The organism is Actinotalea alkalitolerans (genome assembly GCF_023369855.1).
GTDB lineage: Bacteria > Actinomycetota > Actinomycetes > Actinomycetales > Cellulomonadaceae > Actinotalea.
In genome coordinates this window covers 60,008-83,624 of sequence record NZ_JAMBPP010000016.1, presented here as the reverse complement: position 1 = coordinate 83,624, position 23,617 = coordinate 60,008, and the positions used below count along the sequence as shown (strand labels likewise).

Sequence of the window (23,617 nt, the reverse complement as noted above, 5' to 3'; positions counted from 1 at the left end):
GGCAGGCGACCGGGACGTAGGTCCGGGGTCGGGGTCGGGGTTATTTTCTACGGTTAGTTCTGTGAAAATAGCCGGACGGATGGCACTGCTCCTCCCCGGAGGCATCGCCCTGCTCGCCGGCCTCGACGCCGCGCTGCTCCTGCTCGGCCTGCCGGCACCGCTCACCACCGACCGTCTGCCCCAGGTGCACGGCGGTCTGCTGGTGCTCGGCTTCGTCGGCACCGTGATCGCCCTTGAGCGGTCGGTCGCGCTCAGGCGTCCCTGGGGCCACCTCGCGCCGGGAGGGCTCGGCCTCGGCGCGCTCCTGGTGCTCAGCCCCGCACCGCTGGCCCTCGGCCAGGGTGTTCTCGTGGCCGGGACCCTCGCCCTGCTCGGCGTCTACGCCGCCCTGTGGCAGCGCCAGGCCTCGGCCTGGCTCGCGCTGCAGGTGCTCGGCGCCGTCCTGGCCGCGGGCTCGGCCCTGCTCTGGTGGTCGGGTGCGCCGGTCGCGACCGCGCTGCCCTGGTTCGCGGGCTTCCTGGTGCTCACCATCGCGGGCGAACGCCTCGAGCTCGCTCGCGTGGGGATGCTGGGTGACGGCGTCGAGCGCGGCGTCCTGCTCCTGGGTGTCGGGCTGTTCGCCGCGGTCGTGGCGACCACGCTGTGGCCACCGGTCGCGCACCCGGTGCTGGGTGCCGCGCTGCTCGGCCTGGTCGGGACCCTCCTGGTGCACGACGTCGCGCGCCGCACCATCCGGTCGACCGGGCTGCCGCGGTACATGGCGTGGTGCCTGCTCGCGGGGTACGGGTGGCTCCTGGTCGCCGGCGGCACCTGGCTGCTGCTCGGGTCGGTCACCGCGGGGCCCGCCTACGACGCCGTCGTCCACGCCGTCTTCCTCGGCTTCACCCTGTCGATGATCATGGCCCATGCTCCGGTGATCCTGCCCGCGGTGCTCACCCGACCGCTGCCCTACCGGCCCGTCCTGTACGTACCGGTCGCCCTGCTCCACGCGTCGCTCCTGCTGCGGATCGCGGTCGGCGACCTGCACGGTCAGGCGTGGGCGCTGCAGGTCGGTGGGGCGCTCAACATCGCCGCGGTGCTGCTCTTCCTGCTGCTGGCCGTGTGGTCGTCGGTGCGTGGCGTGCCCGCAGCCGCGAACCGCAAGGCCGCGCGCACCGAGCGCACCGAGGGCACCGACGGCACGGAGAGCGCCGCACCGCACCATGAGCCGGAGGTCGTCCGATGAGAGCCCGCTGGCACCTGCGCGTGAACTCCCTGGTCCTGCTGTGGCTGCTCGCGGCGACCGTGGTGGCGGTCGCCCACCGCGGCATCCCCGAGGCCCGGTGGGTGATGGCCCACCTCCTGCTGCTCGGGGCGGTGAGCACCGCGATCCTCATCTGGAGCGCCCACTTCGCCGAGGCCGTGCGCCGGCGCCCCCTGCCCGGCGGGCACCGCGGCCAGGCCCTGCGTCTGGCCCTGCACACCGCGGGCGCGGTCGCCGTGGTGACCGGCCTGCTGACCGGCGCGTGGGGCGTCGTCGTCGGCGGGGCGGTGGCGGTGGGTGCCGGGGCGGTGTGGCACGCCACGGCGCTGGTCGTCCAGGGGCGCGGTGCGCTCGGCGTCCGGCTGGGCTGGACCGCGTGGTACTTCGTCGTCGCGGCCCTCGCCCTCCCGGTGGGGGTGGTCCTGGGCGTCCTGCTGGCCCGGCCCGACATCGCCGGTGACACCGCCGCGCGCACCTACGTCGCCCACGTGGGGGTCATGCTGCTCGGCTGGGTCGGGCTCACCGTGGTCGGCACGACGGTCACGCTGTGGCCCACGATGCTGCGCACCCAGCTCGACGGCGACGCGCACCGCGCCGCCCGCCATGGCCTGGCTGTGCTCGGGGCCGGCCTGAGCGTCATGCTCGCCGGCGCGGCCACCGGATCGCTCGTCCTCACCTCGGCAGGCGTCGGGACCTACCTGCTCGGCCTGCTGCGGACCTCGTGGCCGCTGCTGGCCGAGGCCAGACGGCGCCCTCCTGCGGCGTTCGCGCCGCGGTCGGTCGGTGCCGCATGGCTCTGGTTGCTGCTGTGCGTGGCGACCTGGACGGTGCTGCTCGCCACCGCGCCCGGCTGGCCCGAGGCGCAGGTGCGTCTCGGCGGGCTCCTCGCACCCTTGGCCGTCGGCTTCGCCGCACAGGTGCTGCTCGGCGCGCTGACCCACCTGGGTCCGATGATCCTGGGCGGCGGCCCGTCCGCGGTGCGGGCCGCCATCGCGGTCGTCGAGCGGGGCGGCACCGCGCGACTGGTGCTCGTCAACCTCGGGCTCGCCCTCTTCCTGCTCCCGGCGCCGAGCCTGGTCCGGGTCGGGTCCTCGCTGCTCGTGCTGGGTGCGCTCGTCACGACACCGGTGCTCCTGGTGCGCGCCGCGGTCGTCTCGCGACGGTCGGCCGCCGCGCCCCAGACGGGCCCCGTCGCCCTGCCCGCGGCCCAGCTGCTGACGGCTCCACCGCGCCGCCCGATGGGACCGACCCTGGTCGCCGCGGCCGCCCTGGCCCTGGTGGTGGCCGGTGGCGCCGCGGCCGACCCGGCCTCGCTGGGTCACGGGACCTCGGCAGCAGCGGCGGCGGATCCCACCGGACGCGTCGTCGTGGTCGAGGTCGAGGCCCAGGACATGCGCTTCGAGCCCTCACGCGTCGAGGTCGCCGCGGGAGACGAGCTCGTCCTGGTCGTCACCAACGTCGACACGACCGTCCACGACCTGGTGCTCGACTCGGGGGCGGCCTCGGGCAGGGTCGCGCCGGGCGCCACGACCCGCTTCGAGGCCGGGGTGGTCGGGCGTGACCTGGCCGGCTGGTGCTCGGTCGCCGGTCACCGGCAGATGGGGATGACCTTCGACGTGGTCGTGACGGGGGCCGACGGGGCCGACGGGGGCGCGCTCGCCGAGGGCGCGCAGGTCGGGCCGTCCGGTGACGACGCCCACGGCCATGACGGGTCCTCGATCCGTTCCGCCGCCCAGGACATGGACCTGCGGGAGGCGCCCGGGCCGACCTTCGTCACCCGTGACGCGGTGCTGCCACCGGCTCCCGCGACGACGGTCCACCAGGTGACCCTCGAGGTGGTCGAGGTCGAGCGCGAGGTCGCCCCCGGGGTGACGCAGACCCTCTGGACCTTCGGGGGCACCGCGCCCGGCCCGGCGCTGCGCGGCCGCGTGGGGGACACCTTCGAGATCACCCTGGTCAACGACGGGTCGCTGGGCCACTCGATCGACTTCCACGCCGGAGCGCTGGCCCCGCAGGAGCCGATGCGCACCATCGAGCCCGGCCAGACGCTGACCTACGTCTTCACCGCGACCCGCTCAGGCATCTGGATGTACCACTGCTCGACCATGCCGATGTCCTTGCACATCGCCAACGGCATGGCCGGTGCGGTGGTCATCGACCCGCCCGACCTGCCCCCGGTCGACCGTGAGTACCTGGTGGTCCAGTCCGAGCTGTACCTGGGCGAGCAGGGCGGGATCGCCGACGCCGCGAAGGTCGGTGCCGAGAGGCCCGACGCGGTGGTCTTCAACGGCCATGCTGTCCAGTACCGGCACGACCCGTTGCCCGCCCGGGTGGGTGAGCGGATCCGCCTGTGGGTGCTCGACGTCGGTCCGAACCGGCCCAGCGCCTTCCACGTGGTGGGTGGGCAGTTCGACACCGTCTACCTCGAGGGTGCGTGGACGCTCGGCGGCCCGGGCAGCGACCCGGGGGGCACCGGCGGGGCGCAGGTGCTGGGTCTGCACCCCGCGCAGGGCGGTTTCGTCGAGCTGGTCCTCCCCGAGGCCGGCAGCTACCCGTTCGTCTCGCACCTGATGGTCGATGCCGAGCGGGGGGCCCTGGGCCTGATCTCCGTCACCGACTGAGCCACGGTCCCGCCGGCGCCGGCTCAGGGAGGGGTGAGGCCGGCGTCACGCAGCACCTGCTGGCTGCGCGGCGACAGGACGTGGTCGACGAAGGCCTGGGAGACCCGGGGCCGGGTCGAGGTGGGCAGCGCGGTGATCAGGTAGGACGTCGTCGTGTTGACCCGGTCGGGGATCCCCACGGCGCGCACGCTGCCGTCGAGCACCACGGCCGAGGTGGCGGTCACGTCCGAGGCGTAGACCACGCCGGCGTCGACCTCACCCGCCAGGACCCGGGCCATGACGGCCGTGACGTCCGTCTCCTCGAGGTGCGGGGACCGCGTGATCCCGGCCTCCTCGAGGGTCGTGCGGGCCAGGGCGCCGCACGGCACCTGGGCCTCGCACACCGCGAAGGTGACCTCGGGTCGGGCGAGGTCCTCGAGCGAGGAGATCTGCCCGGGGTTGCCGGCCGGCACCGCCAGGGCCAGCGAGTTCCCGGCGAAGACCACCGGCGAGGCCTGGTCGGCGCGTCCACCCAGCCCGTCGAGGGCCACGGTGGTCGTGCGCGGGTCCGCCGTGGCGAGCACGTCGACGGGCACCCCGGCTGCCACCCTGTCGGCGAGCCGCGAGCTCGGGCCGAGCTCGAGCTGGACCGTCACGTCGGGGTGCTCAGCCTCGAACGCGTCGACCAGCAGGAAGAAGGCGTCGGCGAGCGAGGCCGCGGCGAACACCGTGATCTCGCCCAGGAGCCGGGTCTCGGCGGGGCTCGGCACGGGGGTGGCCGCGGGGGTGGGGGTGAGTCTCGCCGGGGCGGGCCCGCCCTCGGCCTCTCCGGGGTCGATCACGGAGGACGGACGCTCCTGGGCCGCGTGCACACCTGACCACACGACCGTCCCTGCGAGCAGCAGGGCGAGCAGTGCCAGGAGCGTGGTGCCTCGGGGGCGGCGACGGCGCGGCGGCGGCGGGGGGACCGAGCTCATCGACCGTCGACCTGCTCCGTCACGGGGCCACGCACCACATGGCCAGGAGTCTACGGACCGGTGGCGCCGGCGGGCCCCAGGTGTGCTCTGGCTCGCCGACAGGTGCTCCGGATCGGTCCTAGGGTGGGCCCATGCTCGTGGCTTCCTCCTCCGTCCCCCCGCTCGTCGAACCCGGACCGCCGTTGACCCGTGAGGAGATCGGCCGGTTCTCCCGGCACCTGCTGCTGCCGCAGGTCGGTGAGGTGGGGCAGCGCAGGCTGCGCAACGCCCGGGTGTGCGTGGTCGGAGCCGGAGGTCTGGGTGCGCCGGTGCTGCTGTACCTCGCTGCGGCCGGTGTGGGCCGTCTGGGCATCGTCGACTTCGACGAGGTCGACGTCACCAACCTCCAGCGGCAGGTGATCCACGGGTGGTCCGACGTCGGCCGGCCCAAGGTCGACAGCGCGCGCGACGCCGTGCACGCGGTGGACGAGGCGGTGGACGTCGTGCTGCACCCGGGGCGGCTCACCCAGGACACCGTCGAGGAGGTGATCGGCGGCTACGACCTGGTCATCGACGGCACGGACAACTTCCCGACCCGGTACCTGGTCAACGACGCGTGCGTGCGGCTGGGCCTGCCGCTGGTCTGGGGCTCGATCTTCCGCTTCGACGCGCAGGTGTCGGTCTTCTGGGGTCGACCGGCGGCCGGCAGCGGGGTCACCCCGGTCCAGCTGCGCGACCTGTTCCCGGCACCGCCGCCGGCCGGCTCGGTGCCGTCCTGCGCCGAGGGGGGTGTGCTGGGGGCGCTGTGCGGGCAGGTCGGGTCGGTCATGGCGACCGAGGCGGTCAAGCTGATCACCGGGGCGGGCGAGCCGCTGCTGGGACGCGTGCTGGTGCTCGACGCCCTGGCGGCACGCTGGACGGAGGTCCCGCTGGTCGGTGATGCCGTGCGAGCGGCTGCGGCGACCCCGGCCGTGGGCGACGGGGCCCGCGACGTGGCCTGCGCGACCCCGGTCGTGGAGCCCGTCGTGGAGGTCCTCGAGGTGCCGAGCCTCACGGCGGCCGGCCTCGCAGACCGGCTCGTGGCGCGGGAGGCGGGCCGGGACGACTTCGTGCTGATCGACGTGCGCGAGCTCGGGGAGCGCGCGATCGTGGCCATCCCGGGGTCCCGGCCGGTCCCGCTCGCGACCATCCTGGACGGGACCGGGCTGGCCGACGTGCCCCGGGACGTGCCGGTGGTCGTGCACTGCCGCAGCGGGGTGCGCTCGGCGCAGGCGGGGTCGGCTCTGCGGGCGGCGGGGTACGACGAGGTGGCGCACCTGGCCGGTGGTGTGCTCGCGTGGGTCGACCAGGTCGACCCGTCGCTGCCTCGCTACTGACCGCCGCGCGGCGCGTCGGCGGGTGGTGAGGAGTGGTCGAGCTCGGCCACGCACAGGTGCGGCTCGACGAAGGGCAGCAGCCGGGTCGCGGAGACACCGGGCCCGATCCGGTCCAGCGCTCCCTGGATCAGCCCGAGGTGGGCCCCGCAGACGATCTGCGGGTGGGCCTGGGCGAGCTCGCGGAACGGGCAGTGCCGCAGGCTGATGCTGCGCGCGTCCGGCGAGAGCACGGGGGCGAAGCCGGTGCGTGCGAGCATGCCCACCACCGGGGCGAGCGCCTCACGCAGGCCTGCGGGGTCCTCGCCCTGCGAGGGGGTCGGGGGACCCGGCGGGCCGGGATGGTCCCGTGCCCAGCGTCGCCCGGCCTCGACGGCCTGCGCCCCCGGATCGGCCGCGAGCGCTGCGAGCTGTGTCGCCAGGACCTGGGCGAGCAGCTCGTAGTTGCGGTCGCCGGTCGGGGCGCCGGTCGCGGTGTACAGCTCGCGGGGTCGGCCCCGGCTGCCGCTGGGCGCACTGGCGCGCTCGACGTGCCCGCTGCGTACGAGGGCGTCGAGGTGGGTGCGCACCGTGTTGGGGTGCAGCCCGGTCATCGGTGCGAGGTCGCTGACGCCGAGGGGGGTGGGGTGGTCACGCAGGAGCTCGAGCAGGGCCGCGCGACGTGCGCCGGGAGGCCGGCGACGGGTGGGTTCAGCACGGGGGACGGGCACGACTGGATTTTCCCTCGCTAAAGGAGTAAAAATCAAGCCACCGCACAGCCGCGCCCGTACCGAGGAGACCGACGATGACCGCAGCGACCACCGACCAGCCCACCGCGCAGCAGCGCGACACCCTCGCGGCCGCTGCGCTGAGGACCCGGAACGACGAGCTCTCGCTCGCCGTCGGGACCGCGTCGGTCCAGGTGCGCGACGCCGCCGACCGGCTGGTCGGCACCACCTCCTTCCGGGACGGTCTCGTGCAGCTGCTGCACGACGAGGTGATGCCCCACCTCGCAGCGACCGACACCACGTTGCACGCCGCGGCGGCACAGGTCGACCGGCTCGCTCCCGTGGTCCAGGTGCTGCGGGCCGAGCTCGCCCGGCTGGACACGGTCGTCGAGGCGCTCGCGGGCACCCGCACGGCCGCCGGGGGCGTCGCGGCGGCGGCGGCCGCCCGGGTGCTGGTGGACTCGCTCCTCACGGCGCAGGACGACGTGCTGGTCCCGGGGCTGCTCGCCGCGCAGGTCGACGTGGCGGCCCTGGTCGAGGCCGTGCCCGGCGTGGACGACGCGACGGCCGGCTCGGGTGGGGGCTGCGGCTGCGGGGGGTGCGGGTGCGGCAGCGGTGGTGGCGACGCCGCTGACACGCTCTCGGCCCAGGACGTGCAGCCCGGCGACATGGACGTCCGGCCGCTCCCCCCGGCAGTGCGCCACGAGCAGATCTTCGCCACCGTCGCGCGACTGCTCCCGGGTGAGGCGTTCGTCCTGGCCAACGACCACGACCCGGCCCCGCTGCGGTACCAGCTCGACGCCGAGCAGCCCGGGCAGATCGGGTGGGAGTACCTTGCTGAGGGCCCGCAGGTCTGGCGCGTGCTGATCAGCCGTACCGGCTGCTGCTGAGGTCACGACCGCGCTGCCGCCACCACCGAGGGAGCTGGACCGCCCGTGCGCACCATCACCGAGCATCGCGCTGCCGCGCTGGTCCTGGTCGGCCCGTCGGCCGAGGTCGAGATCGCGCTCGCGGACCTCGACGGCCACGTCCTCGCCCGCGACGTGGTGGCCCCCACCGCCCTGCCGCGGTGGGACAACTCGGCGATGGACGGGTACGCGGTACGGGTCGCCGACCTGCACGCGGCCCGTGAGGACCATCCGGTCGAGCTCACGGTGCTCGCCGACCTGGCCGCGGGGAGCGACGCCGCGCCGCAGGTCGGCCCCGGGACGGCCGCGCGCATCATGACCGGCGCACCGGTCCCGCCCGGTGCCGACGCGGTGGTGCCCGTCGAGCACACCGACGGCGGCACCTCGACCGTGCGGGTACGACGGGCGCCGACGCCCGGCGCCCACGTCCGCAGGGTCGGCGAGGACGTCGCCGCGGGGGACCTCGTGCTCGCGGCGGGGTGCCGGATGGGCCCGGCGCAGGTCGCGGCGGCTGCGTCGGTCGGGTGCTCGACCCTCACGGTGCACCGCCGTCCCCGGGTCGCGGTCCTGTCGACCGGGAGCGAGCTCGTCGAGCCGGGGACGTCGCTGCGACGAGGGCAGATCCCCGACTCCAACTCCTTCCTGCTGGCCGCGGCCGTCCGGGCGGCGGGCTGCGACGTCGTCCGTCTCGGCGCGGTCCCCGACGACGCGGTGATCCTGCGCCGGGTCCTGGACGAGCTCGACGGCCACCCGGAGCACGAGGGGGAGCCAGGTCTTGCCGACGGGGTCGGGCGGGTCGACGCGGTCGTCAGCTCGGGCGGGGTGAGCATGGGGGCCTACGACGTGGTCAAGGAGGTCCTCACGGCCGAGCCGGCCATGGAGTTCGTCGAGGTCGCGATGCAGCCCGGCAAGCCTCAGGGCCTGGGTCGGCTCCGCGGCGGGACACCGGTCTTCGCCCTGCCCGGCAACCCGGTGAGCGCGTTCGTCTCGTTCGAGGTCTTCGTGCGTCCCGCCCTGCTCCGGCTGCGCGGGCTCGGCGAGGTCGACCGGCCGATGGTCGAGGCGGTCGTGCAGGACGGCTGGCGCACCCCTGCGGGCAGGGCGCAGTACATGCCGGTCGTGGTGCTGCCGCCCCGTCCCGGTGCCGGCGGCGAGTCCGGGGACCTGCTGGTGCGCCGCGCGGCACGCGGTGGCTCGGGCTCGCACCTGGTGGCCGGGCTGGCCGCCGCTCAGGGGCTCGCCCTCGTCGAGGCCGACGTCCAGGAGGTCCAGGCCGGGGATAGGGTTCGCGTCATGCTGGTGGACCGATGACCTTCACCCACCTGGACGACGCCGGGCACGCCCGGATGGTCGACGTGACGGCCAAGGAGCCGAGCGTCCGGCAGGCCACCGCCGCGGCGTCGGTGCGGTGCGCGCCGCACGTGATCACCGCGCTGCGCGAGGGCGGTGTGCCCAAGGGTGACGTGCTCGCCGTGGCCCGGATCGCGGGCATCAGCGCGGCCAAGCGCACCGCCGAGCTGCTCCCGCTGGCCCACGTCATCGGGGTCCACGGCGTCACGGTCGACCTCGAGGTGGTCGATGACGGCGTGAAGGTCACTGCGACCGTCCGCACCGCAGACCGCACCGGCGTCGAGATGGAGGCCCTGACGGCCGCGGCGGTCGCGGCGCTGGCTGTGGTCGACATGGTCAAGGGCATGGACAAGGGCACCTCGATCACCGACGTGCGGCTGCTCGCCAAGTCGGGTGGGCGTTCGGGCGACTGGCGTCGCGAGGAGCCGTGACGGACCAGCTGCCCGTGCACGACGCCCTGGTGCTCGCGGGTGGTCGCGGGAGCCGGCTCGGCGGGGTGGACAAGGCGATGGTGCCGGTGGCCGGCCGGGCGCTGATCGACCACGTGCTCGACGCGGTCCACGGCGCGCACCACGTGGTGCTCGTCGGCCCGGGGCACCTCGCCCGCCCGGGGGTCCCGGCCGTCCTGGAGGAACCCGCCTCAGGGGGGCCGGTCGCCGGGATCGCTGCGGGGCTGACCCAGCTGGCGACCCGCGGGTCGCACGAGGTCCCGGTCCTGGTGCTGGCCTGCGACGTCCCCCGGGCCGCCGCCGCGGTCCCGGGTCTGCTCGCCGCGCTCGCGGCCCACCCCGAGGTGGACGGTGCCCACCTGGTCTCCGCGGACGGCCACCCCCAGACGCTGGTCGCGGTGTACCGCGGCGCGACGCTGCGCCGGGCCGTGGCCCAGGTCGAGGCGGACGGCGGCGTGCGCGGAGCCTCCGTCCGGCGTCTGGTCCGGGGGCTGCGGATGCATCCCGTGCCCGACCCCGAGGGGCTCAGCCAGGACGCCGACACGTGGGACGATGTGAGCCGTCTCGAAGCAGCGATCAGCCGGAGGTCCACCGTGGACGACCACACGCACGAGCCCGTCGGCAGCGATCTGCACCGCTGGTGGGTGGGCGTCGCCGAGGAGCTCGGTGTCGAGCCCGACGCGGTCGACGTCGAGACGCTGCTGGACCTCTCGCGCGAGGTCGCCAACGGCGTCGCGCGACCGGCCGTCCCGGTCACCAGCTTCCTGGTCGGGTACGCCGTGGCCGTCTCAGGGGGGGATCGCGCGGCTCTCGACCGCGTCGTGACGCAGACCGGTGCCCTGGTGCGCGAGTGGGTCGCGCGGGAGGGTGGTCAGGCATGACCGCGACCGTGACCGTGCGCTACTTCGCCGCAGCGGCCGAGGCGGCCGGGGTGGGGACCGAGGCGCTCGCGGCGACCACCGTCGGGCAGCTGCGGAGCGTGATGGTCGCCACCCACGGCCCTGATCTCGAGCGCGTCCTGACCCGGTGCTCGCTCCTGGCGGGCGGGGTCCGGGTCGCCGCTGACGAGACCCCGTTGCCGCACGGGACCACGGTCGACGTGCTGCCCCCGTTCGCGGGAGGCTGAGCTACCTCAGCCGCCGATCGCGCTCATCGGGCGGTCGGGCTGCAGGAAGCTGGGATCGTCGATGTCGTGGCCGGGCTTCTTGCCGGCCAGGCAGTCGCGGAAGGCGGCGCCGAGCGTCTCGTCGTCGGCGCCGTCGCGCAGCAGCGTGCGCAGGTCGGTCTCCGAGCGGGAGAACAGGCACGAGCGCAGCTGGCCGTCAGCGGTCAGGCGCACCCGGTCGCAGGCCCCGCAGAAGGGGGCGGTCACCGACGCGATCACCCCGACCGTCTGCGGGCCCCCGTCCACGAGCCAGCGCTCTGCCGGCGCGGACCCGCGACCGGGCACCTCGGTGAGCGCGAAGGCCGAGCGCAGCGAGGCGAGCACCTCGGCCTGGGTGACCATCTGCGTGCGGTCCCAGGTGTGGCCCGCGTCGAGCGGCATCTGCTCGATGAACCGCATCTCGTACCCGCGGTCGACCGCGAACCGGACCAGGTCCACGACCTCGTCGTCGTTCACGCCCCGCATCGCGACGGCGTTGAGCTTGATCGGGTGCAGCCCGGCGGCGTCGGCCGCCGCGATCCCGGCCAGGGTGTCGTGCAGCCGGTCCCGGCGGGTGAGTGCGGCGAACCGCTCACGGTCGAGGGTGTCGATGCTGATGTTGACCCGGCGCAGGCCTGCGTCCTTGAGCGGTGCGGCCAGGGCGGGCAGCCGCAGCGCGTTGGTGGTGATCGAGACCTCGGGAGGGCCGAGCGGTCCGGTCAGCGCGGCGATCTGCCGCACGACGTCGACCACGTCGGTGCGCAGCAGCGGCTCGCCCCCGGTGAGACGCACCTCGGTGATGCCCAGGCCCACGGCCACCCGGGCGATCCGGACGAGCTCGGCGGTGGTGAGCATGGTCGACCCGGCGAGCCACGGGACGCCCTCGGCCGGCATGCAGTAGGTGCATCGCAGCGAGCACCGGTCGGTCAGCGAGATGCGCAGGTCGCGGTGCACCCGGCCGTGGCGGTCGGTCAGTGCGGGGACGGGGTCGCTCATGCCGAGCCCACCCAGTGGTGGGTGCCGTCGGAGAGCACCTCGCGCTTCCACACCGGGAGCTCTGCCTTGACGGTCTCGACGAGCCCCTGGCAGATCTCGAACGCCAGGGCCCGGTGCGCGGTAGCCACAGCGGCCACGATGGCCGGTTCTCCCACCATGAGCAAACCGACCCGGTGGCTGACGGCCACCCCGAGCACGCCGTCGGCTCGTGCGGCCTGCTCGACCAGACGCTCGAGCTCGGCCTGCGCGTCGGGGTGCGCCGAGTACTCCAGGGCGGTGACCTCGCCCGTGACGCTCGGGTCGTGGTCGCGCACCTGGCCGACGAAGGTGGCGACGGCACCTGCGCGTGGGTCCTGCACGGCGTCCACGTGCGCGCCGAGGTCGAGCGGTCGGTCGGTCACCTGCGCCCAGGTGCTCATCGGTGGTCCCCTCCGGTCAGCTGGTCGAGCAGGTGGTCCACGAGGGGGAGCAGCACCTCGAGGCCCTGGCCGACGCCCGCGGGCGAGCCGGGCAGGTTCACCACGACCGCCCCGAGGTCGGTGACCCCGGCCAGGCCGCGGGACAGCACGGCGGTGGGCACGTGCTGCTCGCCGTGCCGGCGCAGCGCCTCGGCCACCCCTGGGAGCTCGCGGTCGATCACGGCACGGGTGCCCTCGGGGGTGCGGTCGCGCGGACCGACACCGGTCCCGCCGCTGGTCACCACGAGCCGAGCCCCGGCGCCCAGCGCGGACCGCAGCGCGTGCTCGACCTGGGCTGCGCCGTCGGGCACCACGACGGCGTCCTGGGTCGGGAAGCCCGCGGTCCGCAGGGCTGAGACGGCGGCCGGTCCCGAGCGGTCGACGGCCTCCCCGCGCGAGCACCGGTCCGAGACGACCACGACCGCTGCGGCTGGGCGGTGGGGTCCGTCGTCCGGTGCGGGGGCGGGGGCGGGGGTCATGCGGTCACGGTACCTACCGAAGGTCCCAGGTTGGTCAGTCCGCCGCCGGGAATAATCGGGGCATGGTGCAGAGCTCCTTGAGCGCGTACCGCGCCCTCGCCTCCGAGAGCCGGGTCGCGATCCTCCACGTGCTGCAGGAACGGGCCGAGCCGGCGCGGGTCGACGACATCGCCGCCGCGGTCGGCCTGCACATCAACACCGCACGGGAGCATCTCGACCGGCTGGTGGCGACGGGGTTCGTCGAGCGCGAGCCCGAGGTCCGCACCACCCGGGGGCGTCCGCGGATCCTCTACCGTGCGGTGGACCGTGCCGCGGGGGCGACCCTGGATCGGCGGGCGCGTGAGCAGCTGACCCACGTGCTGGTGGCCGGCTACGGCAAGGCCCTGGCGTCACCGGCCGCCGCTGCCGAGGCCGCGGGCGAGGCCTGGGCCGCCGCGATGCCCAGCGCCGGGGTGTCCGAACCGTCCGCCCTGGCTCAGGTCGCCGCCCTCGAGACGCACTTCGAGGACCTCGGCTTCGAGCCCGAGGTCGACCTCACGGCGCTCGAGGTGCACCTGCGCCGCTGCCCGATCGCAGACCTCGCACGCGAACGCACCGAGGTGGTGTGCAGCGTGCACCTGGGCCTGGCGCGTGGCGTGCTGGCCCGTGCGGAGGGGCCGCTCACCACGGACCGGCTCGAGCCGTTCGTGGGACCGGACCACTGCGTGCTGTACCTGCGCTCGCGCTGACGGCTCTCACCTCGCTCGAGCGGCTCGCGCTGCGCGGGCGGTGCGGGCGGTGCGGCGTGAGCGCGACCCGCCGGGCCGTCGTGAGGGATGCGATGCCCGTGCCGGCCCGCTAGGGTCCACCCTGTGTGACGCGGGTCACACATAGGGGGATTAGAACCGGCGAATGCCGCTACAGATGCCCGACGCTGCTCGCGATACTCGCAGCAGGGGACGGCGACCGGCTCAGGCCCCTGACCTCGGCGTGGAGGAACGATGGCCTCTGGACTGCGACGACCTCAGGTCGACCTGAGCCGGTGGGACCCCGAGGACCCCGAGAACTGGGACCCGAAGCTCGCCTGGCGCACGCTGTGGATCACCACCTACAACCTGATGCTGGCCTTCTGCGTCTGGTACCTGGTCAGCGCGATCGCGCCGCGGCTCAACGACATCGGCTACGACCTGACCCGCGCCGAGCTCTACTGGCTCGTCGCGGTACCCGGCCTGGCCGGTGGGTCGATGCGGCTGATCTACATGTTCCTCCCGCCGATCCTGGGCACCCCGACGCTGGTCGGTGGTACCGCGACGCTGATGCTGCTGCCCATGGTCGGCTGGACCCTGGCCGTCCGTGACCCGGGCACCCCGTACGCGGTGCTGCTGCTCCTCGCGGCCGCCGCCGGTGTCGGGGGAGGGGCGTTCTCGGGGTTCATGCCCTCGACGAGCTACTTCTTCCCCAGGCGGATGGCCGGGACGGCCCTGGGCCTGCAGGCGGGGATCGGCAACTTCGGCGTCAGCCTGATCCAGTTCCTGGCCCCCTGGATCGTGGGCTTCGGCCTGCTCGGCACCGCTGCCCTGACCCCCCAGCAGCGGATCGACGGATCGGAGATCTGGCTGCACAACGTCGGGCTGGTCCTGATCCCCTGGGTGATCCTGGGCATGGTCCTGGCCGGTGTCTTCCTGCGCAGCGTGCCGGTCACCGCCAACTTCCGGCAGCAGCTCGACATCTTCCGGGAGAAGCACACCTGGGTGATGACCGCGATCTACCTGATGACCTTCGGGGCCTTCAGCGGGTTCGCCGCCCAGCTCGGGCTCATCATCGTCAACGAGTACGGCAGTTTCGCCGACGCACCGGACCCGCTCAAGTTCGCCTTCCTCGGGCCGCTGGTCGGCTCGGCCACGCGGGCGTTCTGGGGTCCGCTGTGCGACAGGTACGGCGGGGCGATCTGGACCCTGGTCGCCGGTGTCGGCATGACGATCAGCACGGTCTTCGCGCTCTTCTTCCTCAGCCCGACCGAGGTCGGCCAGTTCACCTGGTTCCTCACCGGCATGCTCGGCATCTTCTTCTTCGCCGGGATCGGCAACGCGGGCACCTTCAAGCAGATGCCGATGATCTTCCCCAAGCGGCAGGCGGGCGGGGTCATCGGGTTCACCGCCTCGATCGCGGCCTTCGGGCCGTTCCTGGTCGGTATCGCGCTGTCGATGGTCACGCCGCGCTCGTTCTTCATCGGGTGCGCGGTGTTCTTCGCCTTCTGCACGGTGCTGACCTGGCACTACTACGCACGTCCGGGGGCGCCCAAGCCCAGCTGACCGGCTCACCGATCGACCGGCCGGCCCTCGGGCCGGCGACGCAGTCCGCGCGAAGGAGCAGCAGATGAACCCGACCGTCACCCCGACCGGCGGCCCCGCAGGGCTCGACAGCCCCGCCTCGGACGCCCTGCTGCGGCTCGGCCGCTACCTGCGCAAGGGTGAGGTCTCGGCCGACCTGCGGACCCTGCACCAGATCGGCGGACGCGACGCGGACACCTTCTACCGGGACCGCTGGAGCCACGACAAGGTGGTCCGCTCGACCCACGGGGTCAACTGCACGGGCTCGTGCTCGTGGAAGGTGTACGTCAAGGACGGGATCATCACCTGGGAGTCCCAGCAGACCGACTACCCCTCGGTGGGGCCCGACAGCCCCGAGTACGAGCCCCGCGGCTGCCCGCGCGGCGCGGCGTTCAGCTGGTACACCTACTCACCGACCCGCATCCGTTACCCGTACGTGCGCGGTCTCCTGCTCGAGATGTACCGCGAGGCCAAGGCCCGCACCGGTGACCCGGTCGCCGCATGGGCCGACATCGTGGGCGACCCCGAGCGCTCGCGGCGCTACAAGGCGGCTCGTGGCAAGGGCGGGCTGGTCCGCGCCTCGTGGGAGGAGGCCGTCGAGATGGTGGCCGCCGCGCAGGTGCACACGATCAAGGAGTACGGTCCCGACCGGGTCGCGGGCTTCTCGCCGATCCCCGCCATGTCGATGGTCTCCCACGGTGCGGGCGCCCGCTTCCACTCGCTCATCGGTGCCCCGATGCTCTCCTTCTACGACTGGTACGCGGACCTCCCGGTGGCCTCGCCGCAGGTCTTCGGCGACCAGACCGACGTCCCCGAGTCGGGGGACTGGTGGGACGCCGGCTACCTGATCATGTGGGGCTCGAACGTCCCGGTGACCCGCACCCCCGACGCGCACTGGATGGTCGAGGCGCGCTACCGCGGCCAGAAGGTGGTGGCCGTCTCACCCGACTACGCCGACAACGTGAAGTTCGCCGACGAGTGGCTCGCCGTCCAGCCCGGCACCGACGGCGCGCTGGCCATGGCCATGGGGCACGTGACGCTCACCGAGTTCTTCGTCCGCCGGCAGGTGCCGTACTTCACCGACTACGTCAAGAGGTACACCGACCTGCCCTTCCTGGTGCAGCTCGAGGAACGGGCCGACGGCGGCTACCTGCCCGGCAAGTTCCTCACCGCCGCGGACCTGCCCGGCGCCGAGAGCACCTCGGAGAACGCCCACTTCAAGACGGTCCTGATGGATGCCGCGAGCGGCCTGCCCGTCGTGCCCGGAGGCTCGCTGGGCTTCCACTACGGCGAGGCCGGGGCGGGGCGCTGGAACCTGGACCTGGGCGAGGTCGACCCGCTGCTCAGCATGGGTGGGGCGGACAGCCTCGGCGGCCCTGACACCCGGGTGCAGGGTGAGGTGGTCGAGGTCGACCTCTCGCGCTTCGACACCCTGGACGGGGCGTCGGCGACCATCCGCCGTGGCGTGCCGGTCCGCAGGGTCGGCGAGCACCTCGTCACCACGGTCTTCGACCTCCTGCTCGCCCAGTACGGCGTGGGGCGTCCGGGGTTGCCCGGCACCTGGCCAACCGGGTACGACGACGCCTCGCAGCCCTGCACCCCGGCCTGGCAGGAGGAGTTCACCGGCGTGCCCGCCGCCAAGGCCGAGAAGATCGGCCGCGAGTTCGCCGCCAACGCCGAGGAGTCCCGCGGGCGCTCGATGATCCTCATGGGCGCCGGCACCAACCACTGGTTCCACTCCGACACCATCTACCGCGCCTTCCTCACGCTGACGACGCTCACCGGGTGCCAGGGGGTCAACGGTGGCGGATGGGCCCACTACGTCGGCCAGGAGAAGGTCCGGCCGGTCACCGGGCACGCGCAGTACGCCAACGCGCTCGACTGGTCGAGGCCGCCGCGCACGATGATCCAGACGGCCTACTGGTACCTGCACACCGACCAGTTCCGCTACGACGCGTTCGGCGCGGACACCCTGGCCGCGGCGACCACCGACCCCGCGAAGCGCCAGCTGGCCGGCAAGACCACCGCGGACATCATCGCGCAGTCCGCGCGGATGGGGTGGATGCCCTCGTACCCGACCTTCGACCGCAACCCGTTGCAGATCTCGGCCGACGCCGCAGCGGCGGGGCAGGGCGTCGCGGAGTACGTCCCGGCCGAGCTCAAGGCCGGCCGGCTGCGGTTCGCCGCCGAGGACCCCGACGCCCCCGAGAACTTCCCGCGGGTGCTGACGATCTGGCGGGCCAACCTGCTGGGCAGCTCGGCCAAGGGCAACGAGTACTTCCTCAAGCACCTGCTGGGCACCGACTCCAACCTGCGGGCCACCGAGGCGCCCCCCGAGAACCGGCCGCGCGACGTCGTCTGGCACGACGAGGCACCCACCGGCAAGCTCGACATGCTGCTGTCCCTGGACTTCCGGATGACGAGCACCACGATCTACTCCGACGTCGTGCTGCCGGCGGCGACCTGGTACGAGAAGCACGACCTGAACACCACGGACATGCACCCGTTCGTGAACTCCTTCAGCCCCGCGATCGCCCCGCCGTGGCAGACCCGCACCGACTTCGACGCCTTCCACACCCTCGCGCAGGCCTTCAGCCGGCTCGCCGCGGTGCACCTGGGCACCCGCACCGACGTCGTCGCGGTCCCGCTGACCCACGACACCCCCGACGAGATGGCCAACCCCCACGGTCGGGTCCAGGACTGGAAGACCGGCGAGTGCGAGCCGGTCCCGGGCCGGACGATGCCCAAGCTCGTCGTGGTCGAGCGGGACTACGCGGCGGTCGCGACCAAGATGGCGACCCTCGGTCCGCTGATGGACTCGCTGGGGACCCTGACCAAGGGGGTCGCGTACACGGTCGACAAGGAGGTCGAGCACCTCGGTCGCAAGAACGGGGTGGCCCGTGGCACCCCCGGGGGCGTGGCCGACGGCCGCCCCCTGCTGACCCGCGACGTGCACGTGTGCGACGCGATCCTGGCGCTGTCCGGGACGACCAACGGCCGGCTCGCCACCCAGGGCTTCCGGACCCTGGAGAAGCGCACCGGGCAGGCGATGGCCGACCTCTCCGCCGAGCACGAGGGCAAGCAGATCAGCTTCACCGACACCCAGGCCGGTCCGGTCACGGTGATCACCTCGCCCGAGTGGTCGGGCTCCGAGCACGGCGGGCGGAGGTACTCGCCCTTCACCATCAACGTCGAGCGCCTCAAGCCCTGGCACACCCTGACCGGTCGGCAGCACTTCTACCTCGACCACGACTGGATGAGCGAGATCGGGGAGAACCTGCCCGTCTTCCGTCCGCCGCTGAACATGCCGGCGCTGTTCGGCGAGACGGTGATCGGCGACACCGCGGAGGTCGCGGGCACCGGGACGCTCGGGGTGACCGTGCGGTACCTGACCCCGCACAACAAGTGGTCGATCCACTCCGAGTACCAGGACAACCTCTTCATGCTGTCGCTGTCCCGGGGCGGGCCCACCATCTGGATGAGCACCCTGGACGCCGACAAGGTCGGCATCGTGGACAACGACTGGATCGAGGCGGTCAACCGCAACGGCATCGTGGTCGCCCGGGCGGTGGTCTCGCACCGCATGCCCGAGGGCACGGTCTACATGCACCACGCGCAGGACCGGCTGATCGACGTCCCCCGCTCGGAGACCAACGGCAAGCGGGGCGGCATCCACAACTCGCTGACCCGCCTGCTGATCAAGCCGAGCCACCTGATCGGCGGGTACGCCCAGCTGTCTTACGCGTTCAACTACCTCGGCCCGACGGGCAACCAGCGCGACGAGGTCACCGTCATCCGCCGCCGCTCCCAGGTCGTGGAGTACTGACATGCCCGAGCACGCAGCGTCCACGCGATTCACGAGCCGAGCAGGGAGCGCCACCAGATGAGAGTCATGGCCCAGATGTCGATGGTGATGAACCTCGACAAGTGCATCGGGTGTCACACCTGCTCGGTGACGTGCAAGCAGGCGTGGACCAACCGGACCGGGACCGAGTACGTCTGGTTCAACAACGTCGAGACCCGCCCCGGGCAGGGGTACCCGCGCACCTACGAGGACCAGGAGCGCTGGCAGGGCGGGTGGGCGCTCAACAAGCGGGGGCGGCTGCAGCTCAAGGCCGGGGGCCGGCTCAAGAACCTGCTGACCATCTTCTCGAGCCCGAAGATGCCGTCCATCACCGACTACTACGAGCCGTGGACCTACGACTACGAGAACCTGACCAACGCGCCGCTGCAGGAGCACACCCCGGTGGCCAGGCCGAAGTCCCTGATCAGCGGCGAGAACATGAACGTCTCGTGGAGCGCCAACTGGGACGACGACCTCGGCGGGTCGAAGGGCCTGAGCCAGGTCGACCCGGTGCTGCGCAAGATCTCCGACACGGTCAAGATGGAGTTCGAGCAGACCTTCATGTTCTACCTGCCGCGCATCTGCGAGCACTGCCTCAACCCCTCGTGCGCGGCGTCGTGCCCCTCGGGGGCGATCTACAAGCGCGAGGAGGACGGCATCGTCCTGGTCGACCAGGACGCGTGCCGTGGCTGGCGCAAGTGCATCACCGGGTGCCCCTACAAGAAGATCTACTTCAACCACCGCACGGGCAAGGCCGAGAAGTGCACCTTCTGCTTCCCCCGGATCGAGGTGGGCCTGCCCACGGTCTGCGCCGAGACCTGCGTGGGACGGCTGCGCTACATCGGGCTGGTGCTCTACGACGCCGACAAGGTGCTCGAGGCCGCCTCGGTCACCGACGAGCGCGAGCTGCTCGCCTCCCAGCGCAGCGTCTTCCTGGACCCCTTCGACCCCGAGGTGGTCCGTGAGGCCGAGAAGGCGGGCATCCAGCGTGACTGGATCGAGGCCGCGCAGCGCTCACCCATCTGGAAGCTCATCAGCACCTACGAGGTGGCGCTGCCGCTGCACCCCGAGTACCGGACCATGCCGATGGTCTGGTACATCCCGCCGCTGTCGCCCGTGGTCGACGTCGTCGCCGAGACCGGCGTGGACGCCGAGGACTCGGGCAACCTGTTCGCGGCGATCGACACCCTGCGGATCCCGGTGGAGTACCTCGCCGAGCTCTTCACCGCCGGCGACCCCGCACCGGTCACCGCGGTGCTCAAGCGGCTCGCCGCGATGCGTTCCTACATGCGCGACCTCAACATGGGCCGCGACGGCGACCCGTCCATCCCGGCGGCCGTCGGCATGGAGCCCGACGCGATGTACGAGATGTACCGGCTGCTGGCGATCGCCAAGTACGACGAGCGGTACGTGATCCCCAGCGCCCACGCCGAGCAGGCGCACGGTCTGGAGGAGCTCGCGACCGAGTGCAGCCTCGACTACGACGGCGGCCCGGGCATGGGTGGGTCGGGACCGTTCGGCGAGGGGTCGGGGCCCGCTTTCCTCAACGAGCCGATCGCTGTGGAGAACTTCCACATGCTCCAGCAGCGGCAGACCACCGACACGGTGGCCGATCCCTCGACCCGCAAGGCCAGGGTCAACCTGCTCAACTGGGACGGCAAGGGCCGGCCGTCAGGAATGTTCCCACCCAAGGGCGACGCCCCGCCCGGTGAGGGCACCGGTCCGGCGACCGGCGGCGACGACGGGACCACGCGATGAACCGCGCGGCACGGGCGGCGAGCGCGCGCACGGCCGCCCAGCGTGAGCACGCCGTCGTGCACCGGGTCGCTGCGCTCCTGCTCGAGTACCCGAGCGTCGAGCTGATCGATCTGCTGCCCCAGCTGCGGGCCGCGTCGCACGAGCTGTCGCCGCGGCTGCGTGACCCGCTGCTCGAGGTCGTGGACCACCTGGGCTCCCGTCCGTTGCCCGAGCTCGAGGCCGAGTACGTCGCGACCTTCGACCTCAAGAGACGCTGCGCGCTGTACCTGACCTACTACGCCTACGGCGACACCCGCAAGCGGGGGGTCGCACTGGTCACCTTCAAGCAGGCCTACCGCGCCGCGGGTTTCGAGCTGGCCGCCGACGAGCTGCCCGACCACCTGGCCGTGGTGCTCGAGTTCGCCTCGACCGGGGGACCCGAGACCTGGGTGGCCGGCATCCGTCTGCTGCTCGAGCACCGTGCCGGGCTGGAGCTGCTGCGGCTGGCCCTGGTCGACTCGGGGTCTGCCTACGCCGGGGCGCTCGTCGCGGTCACCTCGACCCTGCCTGCCCTGCAGGGGGAGGACCGCGAGGCCGTGGCCCGGCTCGCTGCCGAGGGGCCGCCCGGCGAGGACGTCGGGCTCGAGCCCTTCGCCCCGCCCTCCTACATGCCCGACCCGAACGGGTCGGACACCCACGCACCGTTGCAGGGAGCCCGCCGATGACCACCCTCGACACGATCCTGTGGGTCGTCGTGCCCTACGTGTGCCTGGCGATCTTCGTCGTCGGTCACGTCTGGCGCTACCGGTACGACAAGTTCGGCTGGACCACCCTGTCCTCGCAGCTCTACGAGAGCCGCCTGCTGCGCTGGGCGAGCCCGATGTTCCACTTCGGCATCCTGGCGGTCTTCCTCGGGCACGTGATGGGGCTGGGGATCCCCAAGTCCTGGACGGTGGCCGTGGGGATGAGCGACGAGCTCTACCACTTCCTGGCGATCACGATCGGCGTCGTGGCGGGCGTGTGCACGGTGGTCGGGATGGCCCTGCTCATCTACCGGCGCCGCACCGTCGGGCCGGTCTTCAGCGCCACGACGCGCATGGACAAGTTCATGTACCTGGTGCTGGCGGTGGTGATCTTCCTGGGCATGTGGAACACCGTCGCGGGCTCGATCCTCAACCTCGGCGGGCACTACGACTACCGCGACGGTGTCTCGGTGTGGTTCCGCGGGATCTTCCTGCTCGACCTGCACCCCGAGCTCATGGCCGAGGCGCCGATCGGCTTCCAGCTGCACAGCCTCTCGGCGTTCTTCCTGTTCGCGCTGTGGCCGTTCACCCGGCTGGTGCACGTGTTCAGCATCCCGCTGGGCTACCTGGGTCGCCCGTACGTGGTCTACCGCTCCCGCCAGGACCGCCTCGGCGCGAGCGCCTCGCGCCGCGGCTGGGAGCCCTCCGCCCGCCGGCGTGAGACGACCCGTCGCTGACTCCGCGAGCCTGCCGGTCGGCTGCGGACTTCCCGAACGTTCCGGTGCGCGTGACGCGCGGATCCGTTCGAGAACCTCGGCTCACCGGCCGGGCGGCGGTCCGGGTGGGCGGCTCAGGCGATCGGGGCGGCGATCACGTCGATCACGCCCGTGTACATGCCCATCGCGCACGAGTAGTGCAGCCGGCCGGGCTCGGTAGGGGTGAAGGTGAGCACGTTGACCCCGGGCTCGAGCAGCACCGTGCCCATGCCCAGGGCCGGCAGGTACAGCGCCCCGGCGCAGCTCGCGGCGACCGAGTCGATCTCCCAGCGCACCTCGGTGCCCGCCTCGACGGTCGCGTGCTGCGGGGAGTACCCGGTGGCCCCCTGCACGGTGCGCAGCACCTGGACGCCGTCCTCGAGGGTCACGTTCTGCGACACGACCAGCCCGGCCGTCGGTCCGCCACCCAGGCCGGGGGCCAGCAGGGTGAGGGCGCCCGAGAGGTTGACCGCGGCGAAGGCGAGCACCGCGACCCCGGCGAAGCGGAAGAACCGCGGTGCGAAGGCCCCGCGTGCCACCGCGGTCAGGCCGCCGATCCCGAGCAGCCCGGGCATGGTGCCGACGGCGAAGAGCGCCATGATCGTGCCGGCCCGCACCGGGCTCCCGGTGGACAGCGCGTAGAGCTGGACGGCCTGGGTGAAGCCGCAGGGGAGCAGGAACGTGGCCGCACCCAGGGCAGCCGTGCGGCCCTCGGAGTAGCGGGCAGACGTCGGCCCCTCGCCGCCGAGCCTGCGGGTCAGCACCGGAGGCAGCGACAGGGTGCGCCCCGCGAGGCGGGGGGAGACCTTGGTCAGCTGCAGCCCGACGGCGACCATGGCCATCGAGACCACCACCGTCAGCAGGGCCACCGCGCCCCCGCTGAGGCTCACCGCCGACCCCACGGCCCCCAGCAACCCACCGAGGACGGCGAAGCCCACCACCCGTCCGGCGTTGAACGACAGGTGCGGGCGCAGTCGCTGCCGGGGTGTCGCCCCCGGGTGGCGCTCGGCGTGCCGCGCGGAGACCGCCAGCACCAGCCCGCCGACCAGGGCCATGCAGGTCGACAGCCCTGCGGCCAGCCCGAGCAGGACGACCAGCAGCAGGCTGCCGCCCATGGCCGCACCCCCCAGGCGACCGGTGGCCTCCTCGAGGCCGGTGAGCCGGGCGACCAGGACCAGCACGGCGACCACGGCGACCGCCGTCGCGACGTCGCGCCACACCTGGTGGTCACGGCTGAGCCACGCCCTGTCGTCCTGACCGAGCTCGTACCCGGCGCCGGTCACGGCACCGGCCAGCCGTGACCGCGGGACGGGCGTCGTGGTGCGTACCCGCGCGGTCCCGCGCGCTGCGGAGACCTGCACCTTGGTGACCCCGGGGACTGCTCGCAGCGCCTTGGTCACCCGGACCTCGCAGGCACGGCAGGTCATGCCCCGGACGGGCAGCTCGAGGTCGGGCACGGGTCCTCCTTGGAACGGACCATCCGAGGGTAGGGCGGGTCGGACCGGGAAAACCTAGGACCACCGGGTCAAAGCCGTGGGTCGTGGATACTCACCCGTGACCCGGGGC

20 protein-coding genes are annotated in these 23,617 nt (G+C 73.1%); 14 read left to right on the top strand and 6 right to left on the bottom strand.

Annotated features, from left to right (window positions below; genetic code table 11):
* The first annotated feature begins 79 nt into the window (after window positions 1-79).
* Together M1R94_RS17385 and M1R94_RS17380 are read left to right on the top strand one after the other, a co-directional pair.
* Window positions 80-1,225: a hypothetical protein gene (locus tag M1R94_RS17385; protein ID WP_249382992.1), complete on the top strand. Its 1,146-nt coding sequence runs from the start codon at window positions 80-82 to the stop codon at window positions 1,223-1,225.
* Window positions 1,222-3,864, top strand: a complete 2,643-nt coding sequence (locus M1R94_RS17380) for a multicopper oxidase domain-containing protein (protein ID WP_249382991.1) — start codon at window positions 1,222-1,224, stop codon at window positions 3,862-3,864. The genes M1R94_RS17385 and M1R94_RS17380 overlap by 4 nt, the downstream gene beginning before the upstream one ends.
* A 23-nt stretch (window positions 3,865-3,887) precedes the next feature.
* Here M1R94_RS17380 and modA read toward each other — a convergent pair whose 3' ends face one another.
* Entirely contained in the window at window positions 3,888-4,820 is a 933-nt protein-coding gene (gene modA / locus M1R94_RS17375) for a molybdate ABC transporter substrate-binding protein (RefSeq protein ID WP_249382990.1), read from the bottom strand.
* A 131-nt stretch (window positions 4,821-4,951) separates the two neighbouring features.
* Between modA and M1R94_RS17370 the strand changes: the two genes are divergently transcribed.
* Window positions 4,952-6,175 (top strand): ThiF family adenylyltransferase, encoded by a 1,224-nt coding sequence (locus M1R94_RS17370; protein ID WP_249382989.1) that lies wholly within the window; start codon window positions 4,952-4,954, stop codon window positions 6,173-6,175.
* Here the strand turns inward: M1R94_RS17370 and M1R94_RS17365 are convergent.
* Window positions 6,169-6,882, bottom strand: coding sequence for a helix-turn-helix transcriptional regulator (locus M1R94_RS17365; protein ID WP_249382988.1), 714 nt, complete (start codon window positions 6,880-6,882; stop codon window positions 6,169-6,171). The genes M1R94_RS17370 and M1R94_RS17365 overlap by 7 nt on opposite strands.
* Before the next feature lie 74 nt (window positions 6,883-6,956).
* Here M1R94_RS17365 and M1R94_RS17360 point away from each other — a divergent pair, with 74 nt between their 5' ends.
* Genes M1R94_RS17360 through M1R94_RS17340 form a run of 5 tightly spaced genes read left to right on the top strand, consistent with a single transcriptional unit; the run spans window position 6,957 to window position 10,712 of the window.
* Window positions 6,957-7,769: a DUF2249 domain-containing protein gene (locus tag M1R94_RS17360; RefSeq protein WP_249382987.1), complete on the top strand. Its 813-nt coding sequence runs from the start codon at window positions 6,957-6,959 to the stop codon at window positions 7,767-7,769.
* Between the two features lie 45 nt (window positions 7,770-7,814).
* Window positions 7,815-9,098, top strand: a complete 1,284-nt coding sequence (locus tag M1R94_RS20855; RefSeq protein WP_249382986.1) for a molybdopterin molybdotransferase MoeA — start codon at window positions 7,815-7,817, stop codon at window positions 9,096-9,098.
* Window positions 9,095-9,568: a cyclic pyranopterin monophosphate synthase MoaC gene (moaC, locus tag M1R94_RS17350; RefSeq protein WP_249382985.1), complete on the top strand. Its 474-nt coding sequence runs from the start codon at window positions 9,095-9,097 to the stop codon at window positions 9,566-9,568. Before M1R94_RS20855 ends, moaC begins: the two co-directional genes overlap by 4 nt.
* On the top strand, window positions 9,565-10,467 hold the full coding sequence (locus tag M1R94_RS17345; protein ID WP_249382984.1) for an NTP transferase domain-containing protein: 903 nt from the start codon (window positions 9,565-9,567) through the stop codon (window positions 10,465-10,467). Before moaC ends, M1R94_RS17345 begins: the two co-directional genes overlap by 4 nt.
* Window positions 10,464-10,712: a MoaD/ThiS family protein gene (locus M1R94_RS17340; protein ID WP_249382983.1), complete on the top strand. Its 249-nt coding sequence runs from the start codon at window positions 10,464-10,466 to the stop codon at window positions 10,710-10,712. Before M1R94_RS17345 ends, M1R94_RS17340 begins: the two co-directional genes overlap by 4 nt.
* A 6-nt stretch (window positions 10,713-10,718) precedes the next feature.
* Here the strand turns inward: M1R94_RS17340 and moaA are convergent, their stop codons facing one another.
* From moaA to M1R94_RS17325, 3 genes are read right to left on the bottom strand one after another with little or no spacing between them, the layout of a single operon-like run.
* Window positions 10,719-11,726 (bottom strand): GTP 3',8-cyclase MoaA, encoded by a 1,008-nt coding sequence (gene moaA / locus M1R94_RS17335; protein ID WP_249382982.1) that lies wholly within the window; start codon window positions 11,724-11,726, stop codon window positions 10,719-10,721.
* The gene (locus tag M1R94_RS17330) at window positions 11,723-12,145 is read right to left on the bottom strand and encodes a molybdenum cofactor biosynthesis protein MoaE (protein ID WP_249382981.1); all 423 of its coding nucleotides are present in this window, start codon (window positions 12,143-12,145) and stop codon (window positions 11,723-11,725) included. The genes moaA and M1R94_RS17330 overlap by 4 nt, the downstream gene beginning before the upstream one ends.
* Window positions 12,142-12,663, bottom strand: coding sequence for a MogA/MoaB family molybdenum cofactor biosynthesis protein (locus tag M1R94_RS17325; protein WP_249382980.1), 522 nt, complete (start codon window positions 12,661-12,663; stop codon window positions 12,142-12,144). The genes M1R94_RS17330 and M1R94_RS17325 overlap by 4 nt, the downstream gene beginning before the upstream one ends.
* 62 nt (window positions 12,664-12,725) lie before the next feature.
* On the opposite strand from M1R94_RS17325, the gene M1R94_RS17320 reads away from it, so the two are divergent.
* The 6 genes from M1R94_RS17320 to narI all read left to right on the top strand — a co-directional run bounded on the left by M1R94_RS17320 (window position 12,726) and on the right by narI (window position 22,033).
* The gene (locus tag M1R94_RS17320; protein WP_249382979.1) at window positions 12,726-13,391 is read left to right on the top strand and encodes a helix-turn-helix transcriptional regulator; all 666 of its coding nucleotides are present in this window, start codon (window positions 12,726-12,728) and stop codon (window positions 13,389-13,391) included.
* Window positions 13,392-13,643: 252 nt separating this feature from the next.
* On the top strand, window positions 13,644-14,954 hold the full coding sequence (locus tag M1R94_RS17315) for an MFS transporter (protein ID WP_249382978.1): 1,311 nt from the start codon (window positions 13,644-13,646) through the stop codon (window positions 14,952-14,954).
* A gap of 64 nt (window positions 14,955-15,018) precedes the next feature.
* Window positions 15,019-18,798 (top strand): nitrate reductase subunit alpha, encoded by a 3,780-nt coding sequence (locus M1R94_RS17310; protein WP_249382977.1) that lies wholly within the window; start codon window positions 15,019-15,021, stop codon window positions 18,796-18,798.
* A gap of 57 nt (window positions 18,799-18,855) precedes the next feature.
* A complete protein-coding gene (gene narH, locus M1R94_RS17305) occupies window positions 18,856-20,574 on the top strand; it encodes a nitrate reductase subunit beta (RefSeq protein WP_249382976.1) in 1,719 nt (572 codons plus the stop codon).
* Window positions 20,571-21,278, top strand: a complete 708-nt coding sequence (gene narJ / locus M1R94_RS17300) for a nitrate reductase molybdenum cofactor assembly chaperone (RefSeq protein ID WP_249382975.1) — start codon at window positions 20,571-20,573, stop codon at window positions 21,276-21,278. Before narH ends, narJ begins: the two co-directional genes overlap by 4 nt.
* Entirely contained in the window at window positions 21,275-22,033 is a 759-nt protein-coding gene (gene narI, locus M1R94_RS17295; RefSeq protein WP_249382974.1) for a respiratory nitrate reductase subunit gamma, read from the top strand. Before narJ ends, narI begins: the two co-directional genes overlap by 4 nt.
* 113 nt (window positions 22,034-22,146) lie before the next feature.
* Here narI and M1R94_RS17290 read toward each other — a convergent pair whose 3' ends face one another.
* Window positions 22,147-23,508, bottom strand: a complete 1,362-nt coding sequence (locus M1R94_RS17290; RefSeq protein ID WP_249382973.1) for an urease accessory protein UreH domain-containing protein — start codon at window positions 23,506-23,508, stop codon at window positions 22,147-22,149.
* Between the last annotated feature and the right edge of the window lie 109 nt (window positions 23,509-23,617).